At 70.9% G+C, this 18894-nt stretch carries 19 protein-coding genes; 10 read left to right on the forward strand and 9 right to left on the reverse strand.

All coding sequences use genetic code 11. The features are described 5' to 3' along the window. The first annotated feature begins 8 nt into the window (after positions 1–8). The 4 genes from NMQ01_RS06535 (at position 9) to aat (ending at position 3501) form a co-directional block, all read left to right on the forward strand. On the forward strand, positions 9–1175 hold the full coding sequence (locus tag NMQ01_RS06535) for a glycerate kinase (RefSeq protein WP_255186054.1): 1167 nt from the start codon (positions 9–11) through the stop codon (positions 1173–1175). Positions 1176–1292: 117 nt separating this feature from the next. After that, positions 1293–1673 carry an iron-sulfur cluster assembly accessory protein gene (locus NMQ01_RS06540; RefSeq protein ID WP_255186055.1) on the forward strand — a complete coding sequence of 127 codons (381 nt, stop codon included), beginning with the start codon at positions 1293–1295 and terminating at the stop codon, positions 1671–1673. A gap of 69 nt (positions 1674–1742) precedes the next feature. Then, on the forward strand, positions 1743–2732 hold the full coding sequence (locus NMQ01_RS06545; protein ID WP_255186056.1) for a carbohydrate kinase family protein: 990 nt from the start codon (positions 1743–1745) through the stop codon (positions 2730–2732). Positions 2733–2745: 13 nt separating this feature from the next. Continuing rightward, on the forward strand, positions 2746–3501 hold the full coding sequence (gene aat / locus NMQ01_RS06550; RefSeq protein ID WP_255186057.1) for a leucyl/phenylalanyl-tRNA--protein transferase: 756 nt from the start codon (positions 2746–2748) through the stop codon (positions 3499–3501). Here aat and NMQ01_RS06555 read toward each other — a convergent pair. After that, positions 3498–4688, reverse strand: a complete 1191-nt coding sequence (locus NMQ01_RS06555) for a cysteine desulfurase family protein (RefSeq protein ID WP_255186058.1) — start codon at positions 4686–4688, stop codon at positions 3498–3500. The two genes, aat and NMQ01_RS06555, sit on opposite strands and share 4 nt — an antisense overlap. Before the next feature lie 168 nt (positions 4689–4856). Between NMQ01_RS06555 and coxB the strand changes: the two genes are divergently transcribed. The 4 genes from coxB (at position 4857) to NMQ01_RS06575 (ending at position 9146) form a co-directional block, all read left to right on the forward strand. After that, positions 4857–5678 carry a cytochrome c oxidase subunit II gene (gene coxB, locus NMQ01_RS06560; RefSeq protein ID WP_255186059.1) on the forward strand — a complete coding sequence of 274 codons (822 nt, stop codon included), beginning with the start codon at positions 4857–4859 and terminating at the stop codon, positions 5676–5678. After that, positions 5678–7417 carry a cytochrome c oxidase subunit I gene (gene ctaD, locus NMQ01_RS06565; RefSeq protein ID WP_255186060.1) on the forward strand — a complete coding sequence of 580 codons (1740 nt, stop codon included), beginning with the start codon at positions 5678–5680 and terminating at the stop codon, positions 7415–7417. The genes coxB and ctaD overlap by 1 nt, the downstream gene beginning before the upstream one ends. Then, positions 7414–7815, forward strand: coding sequence for a cytochrome c oxidase subunit 4 (locus NMQ01_RS06570; protein ID WP_255186061.1), 402 nt, complete (start codon positions 7414–7416; stop codon positions 7813–7815). Before ctaD ends, NMQ01_RS06570 begins: the two co-directional genes overlap by 4 nt. A 119-nt stretch (positions 7816–7934) precedes the next feature. Beyond that, positions 7935–9146 carry an Ig-like domain-containing protein gene (locus NMQ01_RS06575; protein WP_255186062.1) on the forward strand — a complete coding sequence of 404 codons (1212 nt, stop codon included), beginning with the start codon at positions 7935–7937 and terminating at the stop codon, positions 9144–9146. A 28-nt stretch (positions 9147–9174) separates the two neighbouring features. On the opposite strand, the gene NMQ01_RS06580 is transcribed toward NMQ01_RS06575, so the two are convergent. The 6 genes from NMQ01_RS06580 to NMQ01_RS06605 form a co-directional block, all read right to left on the reverse strand. Next, positions 9175–9555: a metallopeptidase family protein gene (locus tag NMQ01_RS06580; RefSeq protein ID WP_255186063.1), complete on the reverse strand. Its 381-nt coding sequence runs from the start codon at positions 9553–9555 to the stop codon at positions 9175–9177. Between the two features lies 1 nt (position 9556). Beyond that, on the reverse strand, positions 9557–10819 hold the full coding sequence (locus tag NMQ01_RS06585; RefSeq protein ID WP_255186064.1) for a multidrug effflux MFS transporter: 1263 nt from the start codon (positions 10817–10819) through the stop codon (positions 9557–9559). A gap of 111 nt (positions 10820–10930) precedes the next feature. After that, entirely contained in the window at positions 10931–12637 is a 1707-nt protein-coding gene (locus NMQ01_RS06590; protein WP_255186065.1) for a cytochrome bc complex cytochrome b subunit, read from the reverse strand. A 2-nt stretch (positions 12638–12639) separates the two neighbouring features. Then, on the reverse strand, positions 12640–13764 hold the full coding sequence (locus tag NMQ01_RS06595) for a ubiquinol-cytochrome c reductase iron-sulfur subunit (RefSeq protein WP_255186066.1): 1125 nt from the start codon (positions 13762–13764) through the stop codon (positions 12640–12642). Between the two features lie 39 nt (positions 13765–13803). After that, positions 13804–14586: a c-type cytochrome gene (locus tag NMQ01_RS06600; protein WP_255186067.1), complete on the reverse strand. Its 783-nt coding sequence runs from the start codon at positions 14584–14586 to the stop codon at positions 13804–13806. Positions 14587–14639: 53 nt separating this feature from the next. Continuing rightward, positions 14640–15221: a heme-copper oxidase subunit III gene (locus NMQ01_RS06605; protein WP_255186331.1), complete on the reverse strand. Its 582-nt coding sequence runs from the start codon at positions 15219–15221 to the stop codon at positions 14640–14642. A gap of 171 nt (positions 15222–15392) precedes the next feature. On the opposite strand from NMQ01_RS06605, the gene NMQ01_RS06610 reads away from it, so the two are divergent. Both NMQ01_RS06610 and trpD read left to right on the forward strand, forming a co-directional pair. Then, on the forward strand, positions 15393–15845 hold the full coding sequence (locus NMQ01_RS06610; protein ID WP_255186068.1) for a hypothetical protein: 453 nt from the start codon (positions 15393–15395) through the stop codon (positions 15843–15845). Continuing rightward, positions 15842–16903, forward strand: a complete 1062-nt coding sequence (trpD, locus tag NMQ01_RS06615; RefSeq protein WP_255186069.1) for an anthranilate phosphoribosyltransferase — start codon at positions 15842–15844, stop codon at positions 16901–16903. Before NMQ01_RS06610 ends, trpD begins: the two co-directional genes overlap by 4 nt. Positions 16904–16928: 25 nt before the next feature. On the opposite strand, the gene NMQ01_RS06620 is transcribed toward trpD, so the two are convergent. Then, positions 16929–17207: an Lrp/AsnC family transcriptional regulator gene (locus tag NMQ01_RS06620; RefSeq protein ID WP_255186070.1), complete on the reverse strand. Its 279-nt coding sequence runs from the start codon at positions 17205–17207 to the stop codon at positions 16929–16931. A 10-nt stretch (positions 17208–17217) separates the two neighbouring features. Next, the gene (locus NMQ01_RS06625; protein ID WP_369694853.1) at positions 17218–18894 is read right to left on the reverse strand and encodes a DEDD exonuclease domain-containing protein; all 1677 of its coding nucleotides are present in this window, start codon (positions 18892–18894) and stop codon (positions 17218–17220) included.

Genomic DNA, 18894 nt, shown 5'->3' on the forward strand with positions numbered 1-18894 from the left:
GTCCACGCGTGCACGTGCTCATCGCGCCCGACTGCTTCACCGGCACCCTCACCGCCACGCAGGCGGCCGAGGCCATGGCCGCCGGCTGGCGCCGCCGCGCCCCCGACGACCTGCTGACGCTCGTGCCCCTGTCCGACGGCGGTCCCGGATTCCTCGACGTGCTCACCTCGAGCGTGCCCGGCGAGTCGACGATCGTCACCGTGAGCGGTCCCCGGGGCGGGTCCGTGCCCGCGGCCCTGCACATCACGACGGACGAAGGGGGGCGACGCACGGCCTGGGTGGAGTCGGCCCAGGCGATCGGCCTGCACCTGCTCGACGCCACCGAGCGCGACCCCGGCGTCACCACCACCCACGGCCTCGGCGAGCTGCTCGACGCCGCGCTCGCGCAGGGCGTGCAGCGCATCGTCGTCGGCCTCGGCGGATCCGGGACCAATGATGCCGGCGCCGGCATGCTCGCCGCCCTCGGCGCCGGACCGCGCGAGGCGCTCGGTGGCGGGGGAGCGGGCCTCATCGCGGTCCGCGAGCCCGATCTCGCCGGCCTGGCCGCCGCCCGGGAGCGCTTCGCCGGCGTCGAGCTCGTCGCGGCCACGGACGTCGCCTCGCCGCTGCTCGGCCTGCAGGGAGCCAGCGCCGTCTTCTCCGAGCAGAAGGGCGCGACCCCGGAGCAGGCCCAGGTCCTCGAGGGGGCTCTGGGGCACTTCGCCGACGTCGTACGCCGGGTCATGCCCGCGGGCAGCGACCTGCTCACCGGGCGGGAGCGCCGCCTCGACCGCGAGCCGGGTGCCGGCGCCGCCGGCGGGGTCGGCTACGCGCTGCTCCTCCTCGGCGGTCGCCGGGTGAGCGGTGTCGAGACGGTGCTCGCCGCGGTCGGGCTCGACCGGCTCGTCGCCGCCGCCGACCTCGTCATCACCGGTGAGGGCTGCCTCGACTGGCAGAGCCTGCAGGGCAAGGTCGTCGCCGGGGTCGCCGAGCTGGCCGCCGCCCACGCGACGCCCGCGGTCGCGCTCGCGGGCCAGGTGCTCATCGGTCGCCGGGAGGCGATGGCGATGGGTCTGGCCGGCAGCTATGCCGTCGCCGACAAGCACGCGGACCTCGCGCCGGTCATGGCCGACCCGGTCGGCACCCTCGCGGAGCGGGCCGAGCGGGTGGCCGCCACGTGGTCACCGCGACGGTGACCTCCCTTCGCCCCTGACGTATGGTGGACGGACGGGAACAACCTGCACACCGCCCCTGTTGACCCCGTCGTGGCGGACCCCGCCACCCATACAGACCCCGAGCCGTGAGGACATCGCATGAGCGTCCAGGACACCCAGGCCACCACCCCCGAGACCACCGACGCCACCGAGAGCCACGGCGTCGTCCTCACCGACGTCGCCGCCGGCAAGGTCAAGTCGCTGCTCGAGCAGGAGGGTCGTGACGACCTGCGCCTGCGCATCGGCGTGCAGCCCGGTGGCTGCTCCGGCCTGATCTACCAGCTGTACTTCGACGAGCGCTCCCTCGACGGTGACCTCGTCCGCGACTTCGGCGGTGTCGAGGTCGTCGTCGACCGGATGAGTGCCCCCTACCTCGGTGGCGCGACCATCGACTTCGCCGACACGATCGAGAAGCAGGGCTTCACGATCGACAACCCCAACGCCGGCTCCTCCTGCGCCTGCGGCGACAGCTTCAGCTGACCGACGCGCACGACGCACAGGGCCTTCCCGCCGCACCGGCGGGGAGGCCCTTCGTCGTAGGGTGACCGGGTGCCCATCGCCATCGCCGGATCCATCGCCACCGACCACCTGATGACCTTCTCGGGTCGCTTCGCGGACTCGCTCGTCGTCGACCAGCTCGACAAGATCTCCGTCAGCTTCCTCGCGCACAAGCTCGAGATCCGCCGCGGCGGGGTCGCGGCCAACATCTGCTTCGGCATGGCCAACCTCGGCCAGCGCCCCGTGCTCGTCGGTGCCGTCGGCGAGGACTTCGCCGACTACCGCAGCTGGCTGGAGCGCCACGGTGTCGACTGCGAGTCCGTCCACGTCTCCGAGACGCAGCACACCGCGCGCTTCGTCTGCACGACCGACGACGACATGGCCCAGATCGCGACCTTCTACGCCGGGGCGATGTCCGAGGCGCGTGAGATCGAGCTCGCGCCCATCGCGGCCCGCGTCGGTGGCCTCGACCTCGTCCTCGTCGGCCCCGACGACCCCGAGGCGATGCGCCGCCACACCGCCGAGTGCCGCACGCGGGGCATCCCCTTCGTCAGCGACCCGAGCCAGCAGCTGGCCTTCGGCGACGGCGAGTTCATCCGTGACCTCATCGACGGCGCGGAGTACCTCATCACCAACGAGTACGAGTCGCACCTCACCGAGCAGAAGACCGGCTGGTCCCAGGAGGAGATCGCCTCCCGGGTCGGCTACCGGGTCACGACCCTGGGCAAGGACGGCGTGCGGATCACCGGCCGCGGGCTCGACGAGCCGATCGTCGTCGGTACCGCCCGCGAGGTGACCAAGGCCGACCCGACGGGCGTCGGCGACGCCTTCCGTGCCGGCTTCCTCACCGGCATCTGCGAAGGTCTGCCGCTGCGCGAGTCCGCCGAGCTCGGCTCGATGCTCGCGACCTATGTCATCGAGACCGTCGGCACGCAGGAGTACGAGATCGGCACGGCCCGCTTCCTCGCGCGCCTCGCCGAGGCCTACGGGCAGGAGAGCGCCGACCTCATCGGCCAGCACATCTCCTGCCACCGTCCCTGACCGCACGGCGACGATGAGCCGCGTCCCCTTCCCGCCGATCGAGCCGCCGGGCTCGTCGGCGCTGTGGAGCGGCTACCTGCGCGCCGGCCTCGAGGCCGCCGAGAGCGCCCCCGGTGACGTCGGCGAGGTCGTCGGCGTCGGTGGCCGCCTCGACCCGGCCTCCCTCGTCACCGCCTACCGGCTCGGGATCTTCCCCATGGGCCTGGGCGAAGGGGGGTCCCCGCCGATGGGGTGGTGGTGCCCCCGGTGGCGCGGCGTGCTCGAGCCGGGGACCGTGCACGTCAGCCGGTCGCTGCGACGGTCGCTGCCCCGCTTCACCGTGACCGTCGACGAGGACTTCGCCGGGGTGGTCGCCGCCTGCGGCGACCCGCAGCGTGACGGCTTCTGGATCACCGATGCCATCCGGGCGGCCTACGAGGAGCTGCACGCCCTCGGCTGGGCGCACAGCGTCGAGGTCCGCGACGACGAGGGCGCCCTCGTCGGCGGCCTCTACGGCGTGGCGATCGGCGGGCTCTTCGCGGGGGAGTCGATGTTCCACCACGTCACCGACGCATCGAAGGCCGCGCTCGTCGCCCTCGACCGGCTCGTCAGCGCCGACGGCGACCCGCGCCGGATCATCGACGTCCAGTGGCGCACCCCGCACCTCGGCACGCTCGGCATCGTCGAGGTGCACCGCCACGAGTACCTCGCGCGGCTGGCGCAGGCGCTGCAGGCGCCGGCACTCGACCTCGGCGCCCTCGTCGAGGCGCGGGACCTCCCCTTCGCCTAGGGGGTGAGGCCGAGCCGCGCCCGGCAGGTCGTGACGACGTCGGGCAGCTCGGTGCAGAGCCGCTCCACGGCGGCTGCCCGGTCGGGGGAGACGGACCGCAGCGGCAGCGTCACCCGCACGTTGCCCTGGGTGAGGGCCCCCATCGCGGCGAGCACGTGGCTCGGCTCGAGCGTGTCGGAGGTGCACGCCGACCCCGACGCGACCGCCAGGCCCCGGCGAGCCAGCTCGTCGACGATCGTCTCGCCGTCGACGTAGAGCACGCTGAAGGTGCACACGTGCGGCAGCCGGTCCTGGGGGTCGCCGACGACGTCGACCTCGGGGATGGCGGCAGCCGCGGCGCGCACGCGCTCGACGAGCGCTCGGGCCTCGTCCGCGTCGCCGACGCGGTCCGCCGCGGTCTGCTGCCAGGCCTCGGCGGCGGCCAGTGCCGTCGGCACGTCGACCGGGTCGAGCGCGAGGCCCCCCTCGTGGGGCGTCGGAGGGTGGTGCGGCGCCACCCGGGCGCCGGTGCGCACGACGAGCACGCCGAGCCGCGGGCCGCCCCAGGCGGTCGCGTCGCCGACGAGGACGTCGGCCCCGGTCGGCAGGTCGTCGCGGCCGAGCCCGGCGCGGGCGTCGACGAGCAGCGGCACGCCGTGCTCGCTCGTGACGGCCCGGGCGGCCGCGAGGGGTTGGCGGGTCCCGACCTCCTGGTTGGCGGACTGCAGGACGGCGAAGGGGGTCTCCGCACCGATGGCCGCCCGCCAGGCATCGAGGTCGAGCGCGCCCGTGGGCCCGACGGGCACCTCGGTCGCGGGGACCACGCCGGTGCGCAGCCAGCGCAGCAGGGCCGAGTGCTCGACCGCGGAGGCGACCGGGGGAGCGGTGCGGCGGTGCCGTCCGCGCGCGAGCACGGCCAGGGCCGTGCGGGCGGCCTGGTCGCCGCTCGCGTGGAAGGTCAGCTCGTCGGGACGCACCCCGAGCCCCTCGGCGAGGACGGCGCGCGACCGGTCGAGGAGGCTGCGGCTGCGGCGCCCGGCGGGGTGCCGCGCGGAGGGGTCCGCCCAGGCCAGGTCATGGGCGCCGAGGAGGGTCTCGAGGGCCTGCGGGTGGAGAGGGCCGGGGGTGGCGTCGAGGAGGCCGTCGACACCCGTCGCCGGGGTCGCGCCCGTGATGTCCTGCTGGTCCGAAATGCTTTCTCGCGCCACGGATCGAGGCTAGTGCCACCCTTCGTCTGCAGGCCGGCTGACCTGCGGTAACGTGATCCCGTCTTCTGAAAACTTCGGACCAGTAGTAGGTGCCCCTTGCCTGTGTCTTCGAGCCCCTCCCGGCGTACGCGCCGCAGGATTGGTGCCATCGGACTCGCCTTTGCCGTCGTGGCACTCTCCGCGTGCAGCGCGGTGGGTGTGCACACCGATCCCAAGAACGGCTACCTGCCCGAGGGCATCACCGAGGAGGCTCCGATCGTCGAGAACCTCTGGATCTGGTCCTGGGTCGCGGCCCTGGCCGTCGGCATCCTCGTGTGGGGCCTGACCCTCTGGTGCATCGTGGCCTACCGCCGCCGCAAGGACGACGACGGCTCGCTGCCGGTCCAGCTGCAGTACAACGTGCCGCTCGAGATCCTCTACACGGTCGTCCCGATGCTGATGGTCGGAGCGCTCTTCTACTACACCGAGGACGCGCAGACGAAGCTCCACGACGTCTCCAAGGAGCCCGACGTGACGATCAACGTCGCGGCGAAGCAGTGGAGCTGGGACTTCAACTACGTCGACGACGACGTCCACGAGGCCGGCCAGATGGCCGAGCTCACGGGCAAGAAGGGGGCCGAGGAGAAGCTGCCGACGCTCTACCTGCCCGTCAACGAGCGGGTCGAGTTCGTGCTCACCTCGCGTGACGTCATCCACTCCTTCTGGGTGCCCGCCTTCCTCGAGAAGATGGACGTCAACCCCGGCATCGTCAACCGCTTCCAGGTGACGCCCAACCAGACCGGCACCTTCCAGGGCAAGTGCGCCGAGCTCTGCGGCGCCTACCACTCCCAGATGCTCTTCAACGTCAAGGTCGTCGAGCGCAGCGAGTACGACGCCCACATGAAGGAGCTCGAGGACAAGGGCCAGACCGGCCTGCTCGGCAACGATCTCAACCGCGAAGAGATCAACGAGCGTGACCAGGACCTCATCCCGTCGCAGGAGTCCAACTGATGTCGACCATCTCCGGGGCCATGGCCCGCACCACCGACGAGCGACAGGTCTCCGAGCGCACCATCGCGCGACGTGAGCGCGCCGGCTCGCAGTTCTTCCGCCACATCACGACGACCGACCACAAGGTCATCGGCAACCTCTACATGATCACGAGCTTCGTGTGGTTCCTCCTCGGAGGCCTCATGGCGCTCGTCATCCGCCTCGAGCTGTGGGCCCCCGGCCTGCAGGTCGTGGACAACCCCGAGCAGTTCAACGAGATGTTCACGATGCACGGCACGATCATGCTGCTGCTGTTCGCGACGCCGGCCTTCGCCGCCTTCGCCAACGCGCTCATGCCGCTGCAGATCGGTGCACCGGATGTCGCCTTCCCGCGACTGAACATGTTCGCCTACTGGCTCTACCTCTTCGGCGGCATCATCGCCGGCGCCGGGCTCTTCACCCCCGGCGGTGCGGCCTCCTTCGGCTGGACCGCCTACACCCCGCTGTCGGACCCGACCTACAGCCCCGGCCTCGGTGGCGACCTCTGGGTCTGGGGTCTGGCCCTCTCCGGCTTCGGCACCATCCTCGGTGCGGTCAACTTCATCACCACGATCATCTGCATGCGCGCCCCGGGCATGACGATGTTCCGGATGCCGGTCTTCACCTGGACCGTGCTGATCACCTCGATCCTGATCCTCATGGCCTTCCCGGTCCTGGCGGCCGCCCTCATCGGCCTGGGTGTCGACCGTCGCTTCGGTGGGCAGATCTTCGACTCGGCGAGCGGTGGCGCCCTGCTGTGGCAGCACCTCTTCTGGTTCTTCGGTCACCCCGAGGTCTACGTCCTGGCACTGCCCTTCTTCGGTGTCGTCTCCGAGATCCTGCCGGTCTTCTCCCGCAAGCCGATCTTCGGTTACAAGACGCTGGTCTTCGCGACGATCGCCATCGCCGCCCTCTCGGTCTCCGTCTGGGCCCACCACATGTACGGCACCGGCCAGGTCTTCCTGCCCTTCTTCGCGATCATGACGATGGCGATCTCGGTGCCGACGGGTGTGAAGTTCTTCAACTGGATCGGCACGCTGTGGGGCGGCAAGCTCGTCTTCGACACGCCCATGGTCTGGGCGCTGGGCTTCCTCGTGACCTTCCTCTTCGGCGGTCTGACCGGCGTCATCATGGCCAGCCCCGCTCTGGACTTCCACATCACGGACACCTACTTCATCGTGGCGCACTTCCACTACGTGCTCTTCGGGACGATCGTCTTCTCCTTCTTCGGCGGTCTGTACTTCTGGTGGCCCAAGCTCACCGGGCGGATGCTCAACGAGGGTCTGGGCAAGATCCACTTCTGGCTGCTCTTCATCGGCTTCCACACGACCTTCCTCATCCAGCACTGGCTGGGCGTCGAGGGCATGCCGCGCCGCTACGCGGACTACATGCCGGAGGACAACTTCCAGCTGGCCAACCAGATCTCCACGGTCGGCTCGCTCATCCTCGCCGCGAGCTTCCTGCCCTTCTTCTACAACGTGTGGAAGACGCAGACGAGCGCGCCGCTGGTCGAGGTTGACGACCCGTGGGGCTACGGCAACAGCCTCGAGTGGGCGACCTCCTGCCCGCCGCCGCGGCACAACTTCACGTCGATCCCGCCGATCCGCTCCGAGCGCCCGGTCTTCGACATGAACCACCCCGAGTACGCCCCGGCTGCCATCCGCTCGCGCGCGGCGCGCACGGCCGTGGCTGCCACGACTGACGGTGAGGGCACCCGATGAAGTCCGAGATCTCGCTGTTCGCCATCATCGGCGCCTTCTTCGCCGCCGTGGCCGTGGGCTACGGGATCGTCACCGACTGGGCCGAGCCCGTCGGGTGGGTGGCGCTCTTCCTCTCCGCCGGCCTGGGCTTCATGATCTCCTTCTTCCTCTGGAACACCGCGCGCAAGCTGCCGCTGCGCCCGGACGACGACGAGGACGGCGACATCGAGCAGGCCGAGGGTCCCTACGGCACCTTCTCGCCCTACTCCTGGTGGCCCCTGTGGCTCTCCCTCTCCGGGGCGCTGATCTTCCTCGGCGTCGCCGTGGGCTTCTGGGTCGGCGCGCTGGGTCTGGTCGTGGGCGTGTGGGCGCTGTGCGGCTGGGTCTTCGAGTACTACAAGGGTGAGCACGCGCACTGACGCGGGGCGTACACTCGGCTGAAGGGGCCACGGACCACCGGTCCGGGCCCCTTCAGCACGTCCGCGGTCAGGGACACCGTCGGACGTGTCGTCTCGATCCCTGGGGGGTGCATCGTCTCGTGATCTCGGCTCTCGTTCGCCCGCTGCGCATGCTCGCGCTGGCTCTCGTGATCGTCCTGGCACTGGCGGCCTGCGCCGGTGGGGGATCTGACTCGCCGACGGCCAGCCAGAGCTCTGCGGGTTCGACGACCACGACGACACCCGACCTGCCCGAGGCCGAGGTCAAGGTCAACCCCGGCGCCGGGGCCAAGGACGTCATGCCCGATGCCGAGATCAGCGTCCAGGTGATGCGCGGCAGCCTCGACCGCGTGCAGGTCACCGGGCCCGGGGGAGCCTCGGTCGACGGGGATGTCAGCGGTCAGACGTGGACCTCGACCTCCCGGATGCGACCGGCGACGACCTACACCGTGGCCGTCACGGCCGAGGGACCCGAGGGCGGTTCGTCGACCCAGCGCTCGACCTTCACCACCCACGACCCTGAGATCACGGCGACCTACGGCATCGTCTACGACGGGCAGACCGTGGGCGTCGGGATGCCCGTGAGCATCCAGTTCGACACCGCCGTCACCGAGCCCGCCTACCGCAAGAAGATCGAGCAGGCCGTCTCGGTCACGACCACCCCCAAGGTCGAGGGGTCCTGGGGATGGCTCGACAACCGGCAGCTGATGTGGCGGCCCAAGGACTTCTGGGCCCCCGGCACGCAGGTCTCCGTCGACGCTCCGCTCACCGGGTTCCAGACCGGTGAGGACAAGTGGATCGCGGAGGACCTCTCGGGGTCCATGACCATCGGTCGCGAGCAGATCTCCCACGTCGACATCGCCAAGCACAAGATGACCGTCAGCCGGGCCGGGCAGCAGGTCAAGTCCTTCCCCGTGAGCAGCGGTCGCCCCGGCAAGGAGACCGAGACCCGCTCGGGGATGAAGGTCGTCATCAACAAGCAGCGCGAGATGACGATGGACTCCTCGACGATCGGCATCGACAAGGGGGAGCCGGGCTACTACAAGGTCGACACCGACTACAACGTCCGGGTGACGTGGACGGGGGAGTTCGTCCACTCGGCTCCGTGGTCCGTCGGTGCCCAGGGCAGCTCCAACGTCTCGCACGGCTGCGTCAACATGGCCCCGGGCAATGCCGAGTGGTTCTACGACAACTCGCTGCCGGGCGACCCGGTCGACTTCACCGGCTCCAGCCGCCAGTTCCAGCCCTCCGAGGGCATCGGGGTGTGGCAGTACTCCTGGGCCGACTGGCAGGCGCAGAGCGCGCTCTCCTGACCCGCTGCCGGGCTCACCACGGGCGGGCTCAGCCCCAGCCGAGCTCGTGGAGGCGTTCCTCGTCGATGCCGACGTGGTGCCCGGCCTCGTGGACGATCGTGATGGCGATCTCCTCGCGCAGCTCGTCGAGGTCCTCGCACATCCGGGTCAGCGGCCCCCGGAAGAGCACGATCCGGTCGGGCAAGGACCCGGCCCACCCGTCGGTGCGCTCGGTGAGCGGCACCCCGAGGTAGATGCCGAGCAGCTCGGCGTTGTCCTCGTCGGACAGGTCCGGGTCGGCGTGCTCGGGCCCCGGCTCGTCCTCGACGAAGAAGGCGACGTTGTCGAGCACGTCGAGCAGCTCGCGGGGCACTGCGTCGAGGGCGTCCTGCACGGCGAGCTCGAAGTCCTCGGCACTGATGTCGACCACGTCAGACCACCTCGGGCGAAGGGGGCGGCGCCGGCACCGCGCGCACGGGGCGTCGCGTCCCGTGCCGGTGCACGTGGAAGAGCACGATGCCGAGGGAGAGCAGCCCCAGGCTCGTCAGCGCCAGCCGCACGAGGGAGGTCGCGGCGACGGGCACGACGAGCGCGGTGAGCAGCGAGTTGAGGACGAGCATGCAGAAGGTCGACACGGAGGCCGCCGTGCCCCGGGCGTGCGGGACCGCGTCGAGCAGGGCCAGCTGGTAGACGGGCATCGAGATGCCGGTGCCGAAGGCGATCGCCGTGGAGCCGACGACGGCCCACGGCAGCACCGCTGTCGCGGGGAAGGTCGCCAGCGCGACACCCACGACGGCGCCGCTGAGCGCAACCGCCTGACCCCCGACGATGAGTCGCTCGCCGCTCACCCGCTCGGCCAGGCGGCCGTTGGTGAAGGAACCGAGGACCATGCCGGCGACCATCGGCACGAAGAAGACCCAGAAGTCCTGCGGTCCCTGACCGAGCAGGGTGACGACGAAGATCGGCGCCGCCCCGATGTAGAGGAACTGCCCGGCGAAGGAGAAGGCCGAGGCGGCGGTCAGGACGAGGAAGGGGCGCATCCGGGCGACCTCGACGACCCCGCCGACGACGGAACGCACGTCGAGGGGAGTGCGCCGCTGCGGCGGGTGGCTCTCCGGCAGGAGCAGCAGCACGCTGATCGCGATGACCGCCCCGAAGAGGGTGAGGAACCAGAAGACGAGCTGCCAGGGGCCGAGGAGGAGCAGCCAGCCGCCGACGATGGGGGCCAGGGCCGGGCCGATGCCGAAGATCATCGCGATCGTGCTCATCAGCCGCTGGGCACGTGGGCCCTCGAAGAGGTCGCGCACGACCGTGCGCGAGACGATCGTGCCCGCCCCGGCCGACATGCCCTGGAGCACGCGGAAGGCGAGCAGCACGGGCAGGGACGGGGCCAGGGCGCACCCGACGGAGGCCAGCGCGTAGACCGCGGCCCCCGTGACCATGACCGGCTTGCGTCCCACGGCATCGCTCAGCGGCCCGTGGAAGAGGCTCATCACGGCGAAGGCCCCGAGGTAGGCGCTGACGACGAGCTGCATCGATGCCTCGGAGGCGTCGAAGGCCTCGCCCATCTCCTGGAAGGCAGGGAAGGGGGTGTCGATGGAGAAGGGGCCGAACATGCCGAGCAGCGCGAGCAGGACGGTCGTCACCGCCAGGGGTGCGGTGCGCCGGCTGGCGGGTGCGTCGGTGGTGAGCATGTCGGGGACATCCTCGCACTGGCCGTGGACCCCCTTCGCGCTGGTCCGTGCCCGGGAACGCCGCAGGCCCCGGAGGAGAACCTCCGGGGCCTGCGGGCTGCGCTGACCAGGTCAGTGCGTGGAGACCTTGTCTCCCGACTCGATGGCCTCGTGATGGCCGTGGTCGTGGTGGGCCGCCTCGAGCTCGGCCGGGGTGACCGGTGCGACGACGCCGCCGAAGTAGAAGTCGTGCAGACGCGCGCGCAGCTTGCGCTTGCGGGCGCCCTTCTTGTCGACGCCGTTGGCATCGGTGGCGGACTCGAGCTCCAGCGGGGGAGCGCCCTCGTGCTGGACGAGGGTCCAGCGGGTGTACTCGTCGAGCGGCTCGTGGATCTCCTCGAAGTCGCCCGCAGCACCGCGGTGGATGCGGCCGGTCTCGCGACCGTGGAGGACGAGGTCGCGGTCGTGCCGCTGCAGGCTCAGGCAGATCCGGCGGGTCGCCCAGAAGGCGACCACCGGGCCGATGAAGACGAGCGCCCGCAGAATGAGCGTGATGTCGTTGATCGACATGCCGAACTTGATGGCGATGATGTCGTTGCTCGCGGCGAACATGAGCACGCCGTAGAGGGTCATCGCCGCCATGCCGAGGGCGGTGCGGGTCGGGGCATTGCGCGGGCGGTCGAGCAGGTGGTGCTCGCGCTTGTCACCGGTGACCCACGACTCGATGAAGGGGTAGGCGATCATGCCCGCGTAGAAGGCCGGCATGACGACGAGTGCACCGATGACGACCGGCAGGGCCCAGGTGAAGCCGAAGGTCTCGAACTCGAGCCAGCTCGGCAGCAGTCGCAGGGCGCCGTCGGGGAAGCCCATGTACCAGTCCGGCTGGGCGCCGGCCGTGGTGGCATTGGGCTCGTAGGGGCCGTGCACCCACACCGCGTTGATCTGGACCAGCGAGGAGATGAGGGCGATGCCGCCGAAGACGATGAAGAAGAAGCCACCGGCCTTGGCCGCGTAGACCGGCATCACCGGGAAGCCGACGACGTTGTCGTTGGTCTTGCCGGGCCCGGGGTACTGGGTGTGCTTGTGCACGACGACCAGCAGCAGGTGGACGGTGAAGAGGATGATCAGGATCGCCGGCAGCAGCAGGATGTGCACCGAGTACAGGCGCGGCATGATGTCCTCGCCCGGGAAGGTGCCACCGAAGAGGAAGTAGCTCAGGTAGCTGCCGATGACCGGTGCGGCGACCATGAAGCCCTGTGCCGCGCGAAGACCGGTGCCCGAGAGCAGGTCGTCGGGCAGGGAGTAGCCGGCGAAGCCCTCGACGAGAGCCAGCAGCGACAGGACGCAGCCGATGATCCAGTTGATCTCACGCGGCTTGCGGAAGGCGCCGGTGAAGAAGACGCGCAGCATGTGCACCGACAGCGCGACGATGAAGAGCAGCGCCGCCCAGTGGTGGATCTGCCGGACGAGCAGACCGCCCTTGACGTCGAAGGAGATGTCGAGCGTCGAGGCGTAGGCGCGGGACATCTCGACGCCCTGGAGCGGCGCGTAGCTGCCTTCGTACGTCGTGTGGCCCATGGACGGGTCGAACCAGAAGGTCAGGAAGACCCCGGTGAGCATGCACACGATCATCGAGTACATGGCGATCTCGCCGAGCATGAAGGACCAGTGGTCCGGGAAGACCTTCTTCATGAAGTAGTTGATGCCCTTGGCGGCACCGGTGCGGTCGTCGATCCAACCGGCGACCCCACCGACCTTCTTCATGCCGGGGGAGACAGGCGCCTTCGCCGGTGCGTCACCGGTGCGCAGGCCGTCTGCGGGACGAGCATTGGCGGTCACGATCAACCACGCTCCCAGAAGCTCGGGCCGACCGGTTCCTGGAAGGGCTGGTCAGCGATGAGGTAACCCTCGCTGTCGACGGTGATCTTCAGCTGCGGCAGGGGGTGCCCGGCGGGACCGAAGATCACCTCGCAGTCGTTGGTCACGTCGAAGGTGGACTGGTGGCAGGGGCAGAGCAGGTGGTGCGTGGTCTGCTCGTAGAGGCCGACGGGGCAGCCGACGTGGGTGCACACCTTGGAGTAGGCGACGATGCCCTGGTAGCCCCAGTCGCGGGCCTTGCGGCCCTTGTCGGTGTCCTGGAAGTCCTCGGGGTTGAGGCGCATGAGGAGCACGGAGGCCTTGCTCATCTCGTTGAGCTTGTCGTGCTCGAGCGTCAGCAGGCCCTCGGGCTGGATGTGGAAGACCGAGCCGATGGTCACGTCGCCCGGCTTGATCGGGGTGTCCTCGGGGTCGCGGTGCAGCCGCAGCTTCTTCGGGTGGTACTTGCCGTCCGGGCCCTTCTCGCCGTTCCAGAAGGTGACGGAGAGGTCGTTCTTGGGCAGCGGGCCGAGCGAGCCGACGAGCTGGACGAGCAGGGGGAGGGCGAAGAGGCCCATCGCGCCGGCGAAGGTCGCCTTGAGCAGCGGACGACGCGTCAGCTGCGCGGACTCGGCGCCACCCTGCATGACCTCGACGAAGTCGTCACGGTCGGCGTCGGCCGAGCGGATCGGGTGCCGCATCTCGACGCTCTCGGTGTCGGGCATGAGGGTCTTGGCCCAGTGGACCGCACCCAGACCGATGCCGAGCAGAGAGAAGGCCAGCCCGAGACCCAGCACGAGGTTGGACAGGCTCATCTCGTTGGTGAAGGGCACCCAGACCTGGTCCTCGACGTCGACGAGGAAGTAGGCGACGAGGAAGACCACGGTGCCGACGATCGACAAGCCGAAGAGCGCAGCCACCTGGCGCTCGGCACGCTTGGCCGCCTTCTCGTCGCGGTCGGCGTTGCGCAGCACGTGGGGCGGCAGCCCCGGGTTGCTGAATCGCTCCGGGATACCACCGGAGCCCTGCACGTGGCCCTGGTCGAGACGCACCGCATCGGAGCCCGAGGGCTCCTGCGGCGTCGCCCCTGTCGGGGGGTGCTCACTCATCTACGTCGTTCCTGTCTGTGTGGCGAGTTGTCAGGTCTGTCAGGCGGACTTCTGGCCGAGCCAGACGGCGATGCCCACGAAGAGGCCCAGGCCGGCGGTCCAGGCGAAGAGGCCCTCGGGCACCGGGCCGAGGCCACCGAGCGGGTTGCCGCCGGGGCTGCCGGCCTCCTGCTGGGCCTCGAGGTAGGCGATGACGTCGCGCTTGTTCTCGGGGGTGAGGTTCTTGTCGTTGAAGACCGGCATGCTCTGGGGGCCGGTGACCATGGCCTCGTAGATGTGCTTGCCGGAGACCCCGGTGACCTTGGGCGCGTCCTTGCCGCGGGTCAGGGCGCCACCCGCGCCGGCGCTGTTGTGGCACATGGCGCAGTTGACGCGGAAGATCTGGCCACCCTTGCCCGGGTCGCCCTGCGCGCCGTCGGTGTACTCCTCGTCCGGCACGGCCGGGCCGGCGCCGAGGGAGGCGACGTAGGCGGCGATGTCGGAGATCTCCTCGTCGGTGAACTTCACCTTGATGTTGCCCGGCGCCTGCACGCCCGGCTCGGCCATCGGCATGCGGCCGGTGCCCATCTGGAAGTCGACCGACGCGGCGCCGACGCCGGCGAGGCTCGGGCCGGAGTCCTCGATGCCCAGGCCGTTGGCCCCGTGGCAGGTCGCGCAGTTGGCGACGAAGAGCTTCTTGCCGTTGGCGACGTCGTCGGAGCTGGTCACCGTGGCCTCGGCCTGCTTCGGTGCGACGGCCGCGTAGGCGGTGCCGGTGACGAAGAGGCCGAGCATGAGCAGCAGGGCGATCGCCGCGGGGTGACGGCGAGAGAGGGTCGGCATGGACGATCCTGTCCTCTGGGAGCGGGTACGGAGCAGGGGGAGGCGCATGGGGGTCACGCGCCCAGGAGGTAGATGGCGGCGAAGAGGGCGATCCACACGACGTCGACGAAGTGCCAGTAGTACGACGTGACGACCGCGCCGGTCTGCTGCGCGTGGCTGTAGCTGCGGGTCGTGTAGGTGCGGCCGATGATCAGCAGGAAGGCGATCAGGCCACCGGTGACGTGGATGCCGTGCAGGCCGGTCGTCAGGTAGAAGATCGAGGACCAGGAGTCGGTCGAGATGGTCACGCCCTCGGTGACGAGCGTGGCGTACTCGAGGATCTGGCCGGAGACGAAGACCGCGCCGAAGATGTAGGTGAGGACGTACCACTCACGCATGCCCCAGCCGGCGACGTTGAGCAGGGAGCCCGTGCGGGACTTCTGACCGTGCTCTGCCTTGAGCACACCGAGCTGGCACCACACCGACGAGACCACGAGGATCAGCGTGTTGGCGGCCGCGAAGGGCACGTTGAGCATCTCGATGTTGTGCTCCCACAGGTCCGGGCGCATCGACCGGACCGTGAAGAAGATCGCGAAGAGCCCGGCGAAGAACATCAGCTCGCTGGACAGCCAGACGATGGTGCCGACGGACACCATGTTGGGGCGGCTGACCGGACCCATCGCAGGGTCGGCGGCGGTGTGCCCGGAGACGTTTGAAGGCAGGGAGGTTGCAGTGGCCACGGGCCCATTATGTCCTCAACCGTGAGCGCGTGTGCGCCACCCCCCTCCGCGAGTCTCGTGGGGTGGGTCACCGCTACGCTCTGGGGCATGACCGGTACCTCGTCAGCCACCTCTTCCGCCCCGGCAGCATCGGCCGGAGAGGGCACCACCGTCTCCGTGCAGGTGCTCCTGCACAGCGACAACATCACCACCCGTGACGCCGTGCGCGCCGCGGTGGGACGTCGCCCGGCGCGCGACGTCGAGATCTCCGGGTGGCGCGAGTGCGCCACGCCGGCGGCGGTCGTCGAGGCCGTCGAGGCCGGCGGGGTCGACCTGCTCGTCCTGGACGGCGAGGCGGCCAAGCTCGGTGGTCTGGGGCTGTGCCGTCAGCTGAAGTCCGAGATCCACGACTGCCCCCCGGTGCTCGTCCTCACCGGCCGCCCGCAGGACGGCTGGCTGGCCACGTGGTCCCTCGCGGACTCCGCCGTGCCGCACCCGATCGACCCGATCGTCCTCGCGGACGCGGTGGCCGATCTGGCGCGGGGCGTGTCCGCCCGATGAGCCAGGCGGGCACCCACACCTGGTCGGGCGTCCTCACCCAGCTCCTCGCGGGGCACGACCTGGAGTCGGACGCGACCGCGTGGGCGATGCGCGAGATGATGTCCGGCGACGCGGCTCCCGCGCAGATCGCCGGCTTCCTCGTCGCGCTGCGGGCGAAGGGGGAGACCGTCACCGAGCTGCGGGCGCTGGCTGACGTCATGCTCGAGCACGCCCTGCCGATCGAGGTCGACGGCCCGACCCTGGACATCGTCGGGACCGGCGGTGACATGGCGGGCACGGTCAACATCTCGACGATGTCGGCCATCTGCATCGCCGCGACCGGCGTGCGGGTCGTCAAGCACGGCAACCGCGCCTCGTCGTCGAAGTCCGGCTCCGCCGACGTCCTCGAGTCCCTCGGGGTCAACCTGACGTTGAGCCCCGCTGACGTGTCGCGGGTGGCCGGTGAGGCCGGCATGACCTTCTGCTTCGCCCAGACCTTCCACCCCTCCTTCCGCCACACGGCCGCGCCCCGGCGCGACCTCGGCATCGGCACGGCCCTGAACGTGCTCGGCCCGATGACCAACCCCTCGCGCCCGACCTACTCGGTCGTGGGCGTCGCCGACGAGCGGGTCGCGCCGCTCATGGCGGGTGTCTTCGCCCAGCGCGGGACCACCGCGCTCGTCTTCCGTGGGGATGACGGGCTCGACGAGCTCACGGTCGCCGACGGCTCGCACGTGTGGTGGGTCGCGGACGGCGAGATCCGCGAGGTGCACCTGACGCCGGAGGACCTCGGCCTGGGTCGCAGCCCGCTCGACGCGCTGCGCGGCGGCGACGCGGACTTCAACGCCGACGTCGCCCGACGACTCTTCGCCGGGGAGCGCGGTCCGGTCCGCGATGCCGTGGTGCTCAACGCCGGTGCGGCGGTCGCCCTCGCGCAGCAGGGTGACCAGCAGCCGAGCGACCCGATCGCGACCCTGCGCGCGGGCATGGACACCGTCGAGGCGGTGCTCGACTCCGGTCGTGCTGCGGAGCAGCTGCAGCGCTGGGTCCGGGCGACGCAGGACGTGGCCTCGGCCTGACCCGCTGAGCCCGGGCCTGCGGGACCTACTCCAGGCCGATGCTGAAGGCGGCGTCGAGGTCGTGGCGGCTGTAGGCGCGGAAGGCGATGTGCGTCGACGTGTCGACGATCCCCTCGACCTTGTTGAGCCGGCCGGCGATGACGTCGTCGAGCTCCTCGTGCTCGTGGACGCGGACCATCGCGATGAGGTCGGCGTCGCCCGCCACCGAGTAGACCTCGCTGACGCCGTCGAGGTCGGCGACGGTCTCGGCCACCTCGGGGATGCGGGCGGTGTCGGCGTGGATGAGGACGATGGCGGTGATCACGAGGCCCACCCTAGAGCAGGCGCCAGCTCGCGGTGGGCGGCAGCGGCACCGCCCACGGGGCAGGTCCACTCGCCCTCGATGTCGACCAGCCGGGTGCCCTCAGCCTCGAGCCAGCGCAGGACGAGCTCGGTCTCCTCGGGCAGGGCGCTCGTGCCCGGCCCCGCGGGCGGCGCGACCACCTCGGCGCTGGCGCGCAGGGCCGCGACGTAGGGCATCGGGTCGGCGCCGACGGGGAGTGCGAGCTGCCGGCGAGCCGGCCGTGGCGCACGCAGACCAGGTCCCAGCCGCCGCGCGCGGTGCGGCGTGCCGCGACGAGCTCGGGGGCGGCCGTGAGCGGGGCGGCGCGCTGGCTGCGCGAGGCCGCCCGCACGAGGTCGGCGAGCCGGTCGCGCAGGGCGCCGGCCTCCTCGAAGCGCTCCTGGGCCGACAGCTCGGCCATGCGCTCCCGCAGCGCCGCGACCGCGGAGCGCGAGTCGCCGACGAGGACCTGGGCGGCCTCGGCGACGGTGACCGCGTAGTCCTCGACGGGCACCTCGCCGGTGCACGGGGCGGAGCAGCGGCCCATGTCGGCGAGCGCGCACGCGGAGGTCGGCCGCCGCGGCGACAGCCGGGTGAGGCACTGGCGCAGGGGGACGGCGTCGTGGAGCGCGGCCATGGCCTCCTCGGCGGTGCCACGCGTGCCGAAGGGTCCGGCGAAGGCCAGGTCGTCGGGTCCCACCGAGCGCACGATCGACAGCCGGGGGAAGACCTCGTCGGTGAGCTTGAGCCACCAGGCGCGCTCGGGGTGGCGCGAGCGGCGGTTGTAGCGCGGCTTGTGCCGGGCGATCAGCCGCAGCTCGCGCACCTGGGCCTCGAGCGTCGTCGCGCAGACGATCGGGGTGATCTCGGTGGCCAGCCGCACCATCTCGCCCATGCGCCGGCGCTGCTCCGACGCGGTGAAGTAGCTGCGGGCGCGTGAGCGGATGTCGATCGAGGTGCCGACGTAGAGCGGCTCGCCGCGCTCGTCCTTGAAGACGTAGACGCCCGGCGCCGACGGCAGCCCGTCGGCGAGGTGGCGCTTGCGCCGCAGCTCGTCGCTCACCCGTGAGGTGTAGGAGCTCAGCTCCTCGAGGGTGTGCACCCCGACCGAGCCCAGCCGCCCGATGAGCGCGTGGAGGACGTCGACGGTGGCGCGGGCGTCGTGCAGGGCCCGGTGGTCGGGGGTCGTCGTGGCGCCGAAGTACCTCGCGAGGGTCCCGAGCTTGTGGTTGGGCACCTCGTCGCGCGAGACGACCTGCCGGGCCAGCCGCACCGTGTCGAGCACGGTCGGTCCCGGCCAGCGCAGGTCGTGGGCGGCGCACGCGGCCTTGAGGAAGCCGATGTCGAAGCCGGCGTTGTGGGCGACGAGGACGGCGCCGCGGGCGAACTCGAGGAAGCTCGCGACGGCCTCGCCGGTGCGCGGGGCGTCGGCGACCATCGCGTCGGTGATGCCGGTCAGCGACTGGATGAAGGCGGGGATCGGCTCGCCGGGGTTGACGAAGGTCTGCAGCTCGCCGAGCTCCTCGCCGCCGCGCACCTTGACCGCGCCGATCTCGGTGATGCCGCAGTCGCGGGCCGAGCCGCCGGTCGTCTCGAGGTCGACGACGACGAAGGTGACCTCGGCCAGCGGTGTGCCGAGATCACCGAGCCTGTCCTGGACGACCTCCAT

It is taken from the genome of Janibacter sp. CX7 (assembly GCF_024362365.1).
Lineage (GTDB): Bacteria > Actinomycetota > Actinomycetes > Actinomycetales > Dermatophilaceae > Janibacter.

Coding starts and splice junctions, on each gene's coding strand:
- ctaD (WP_255186060.1), top strand. CDS start 5,678: ATGTCGACCATCTCCGGGGCCATGGCCCGCACCACCGACGAGCGACAG.
- NMQ01_RS06570 (WP_255186061.1), top strand. CDS start 7,414: ATGAAGTCCGAGATCTCGCTGTTCGCCATCATCGGCGCCTTCTTCGCC.
- aat (WP_255186057.1), top strand. CDS start 2,746: ATGAGCCGCGTCCCCTTCCCGCCGATCGAGCCGCCGGGCTCGTCGGCG.
- NMQ01_RS06605 (WP_255186331.1), bottom strand. CDS start 15,221: ATGGTGTCCGTCGGCACCATCGTCTGGCTGTCCAGCGAGCTGATGTTC.
- NMQ01_RS06625 (WP_369694853.1), bottom strand. CDS start 18,894: ATGGAGGTCGTCCAGGACAGGCTCGGTGATCTCGGCACACCGCTGGCC.
- NMQ01_RS06610 (WP_255186068.1), top strand. CDS start 15,393: ATGACCGGTACCTCGTCAGCCACCTCTTCCGCCCCGGCAGCATCGGCC.
- NMQ01_RS06600 (WP_255186067.1), bottom strand. CDS start 14,586: ATGCCGACCCTCTCTCGCCGTCACCCCGCGGCGATCGCCCTGCTGCTC.
- NMQ01_RS06595 (WP_255186066.1), bottom strand. CDS start 13,764: ATGAGTGAGCACCCCCCGACAGGGGCGACGCCGCAGGAGCCCTCGGGC.
- NMQ01_RS06540 (WP_255186055.1), top strand. CDS start 1,293: ATGAGCGTCCAGGACACCCAGGCCACCACCCCCGAGACCACCGACGCC.
- trpD (WP_255186069.1), top strand. CDS start 15,842: ATGAGCCAGGCGGGCACCCACACCTGGTCGGGCGTCCTCACCCAGCTC.
- NMQ01_RS06585 (WP_255186064.1), bottom strand. CDS start 10,819: ATGCTCACCACCGACGCACCCGCCAGCCGGCGCACCGCACCCCTGGCG.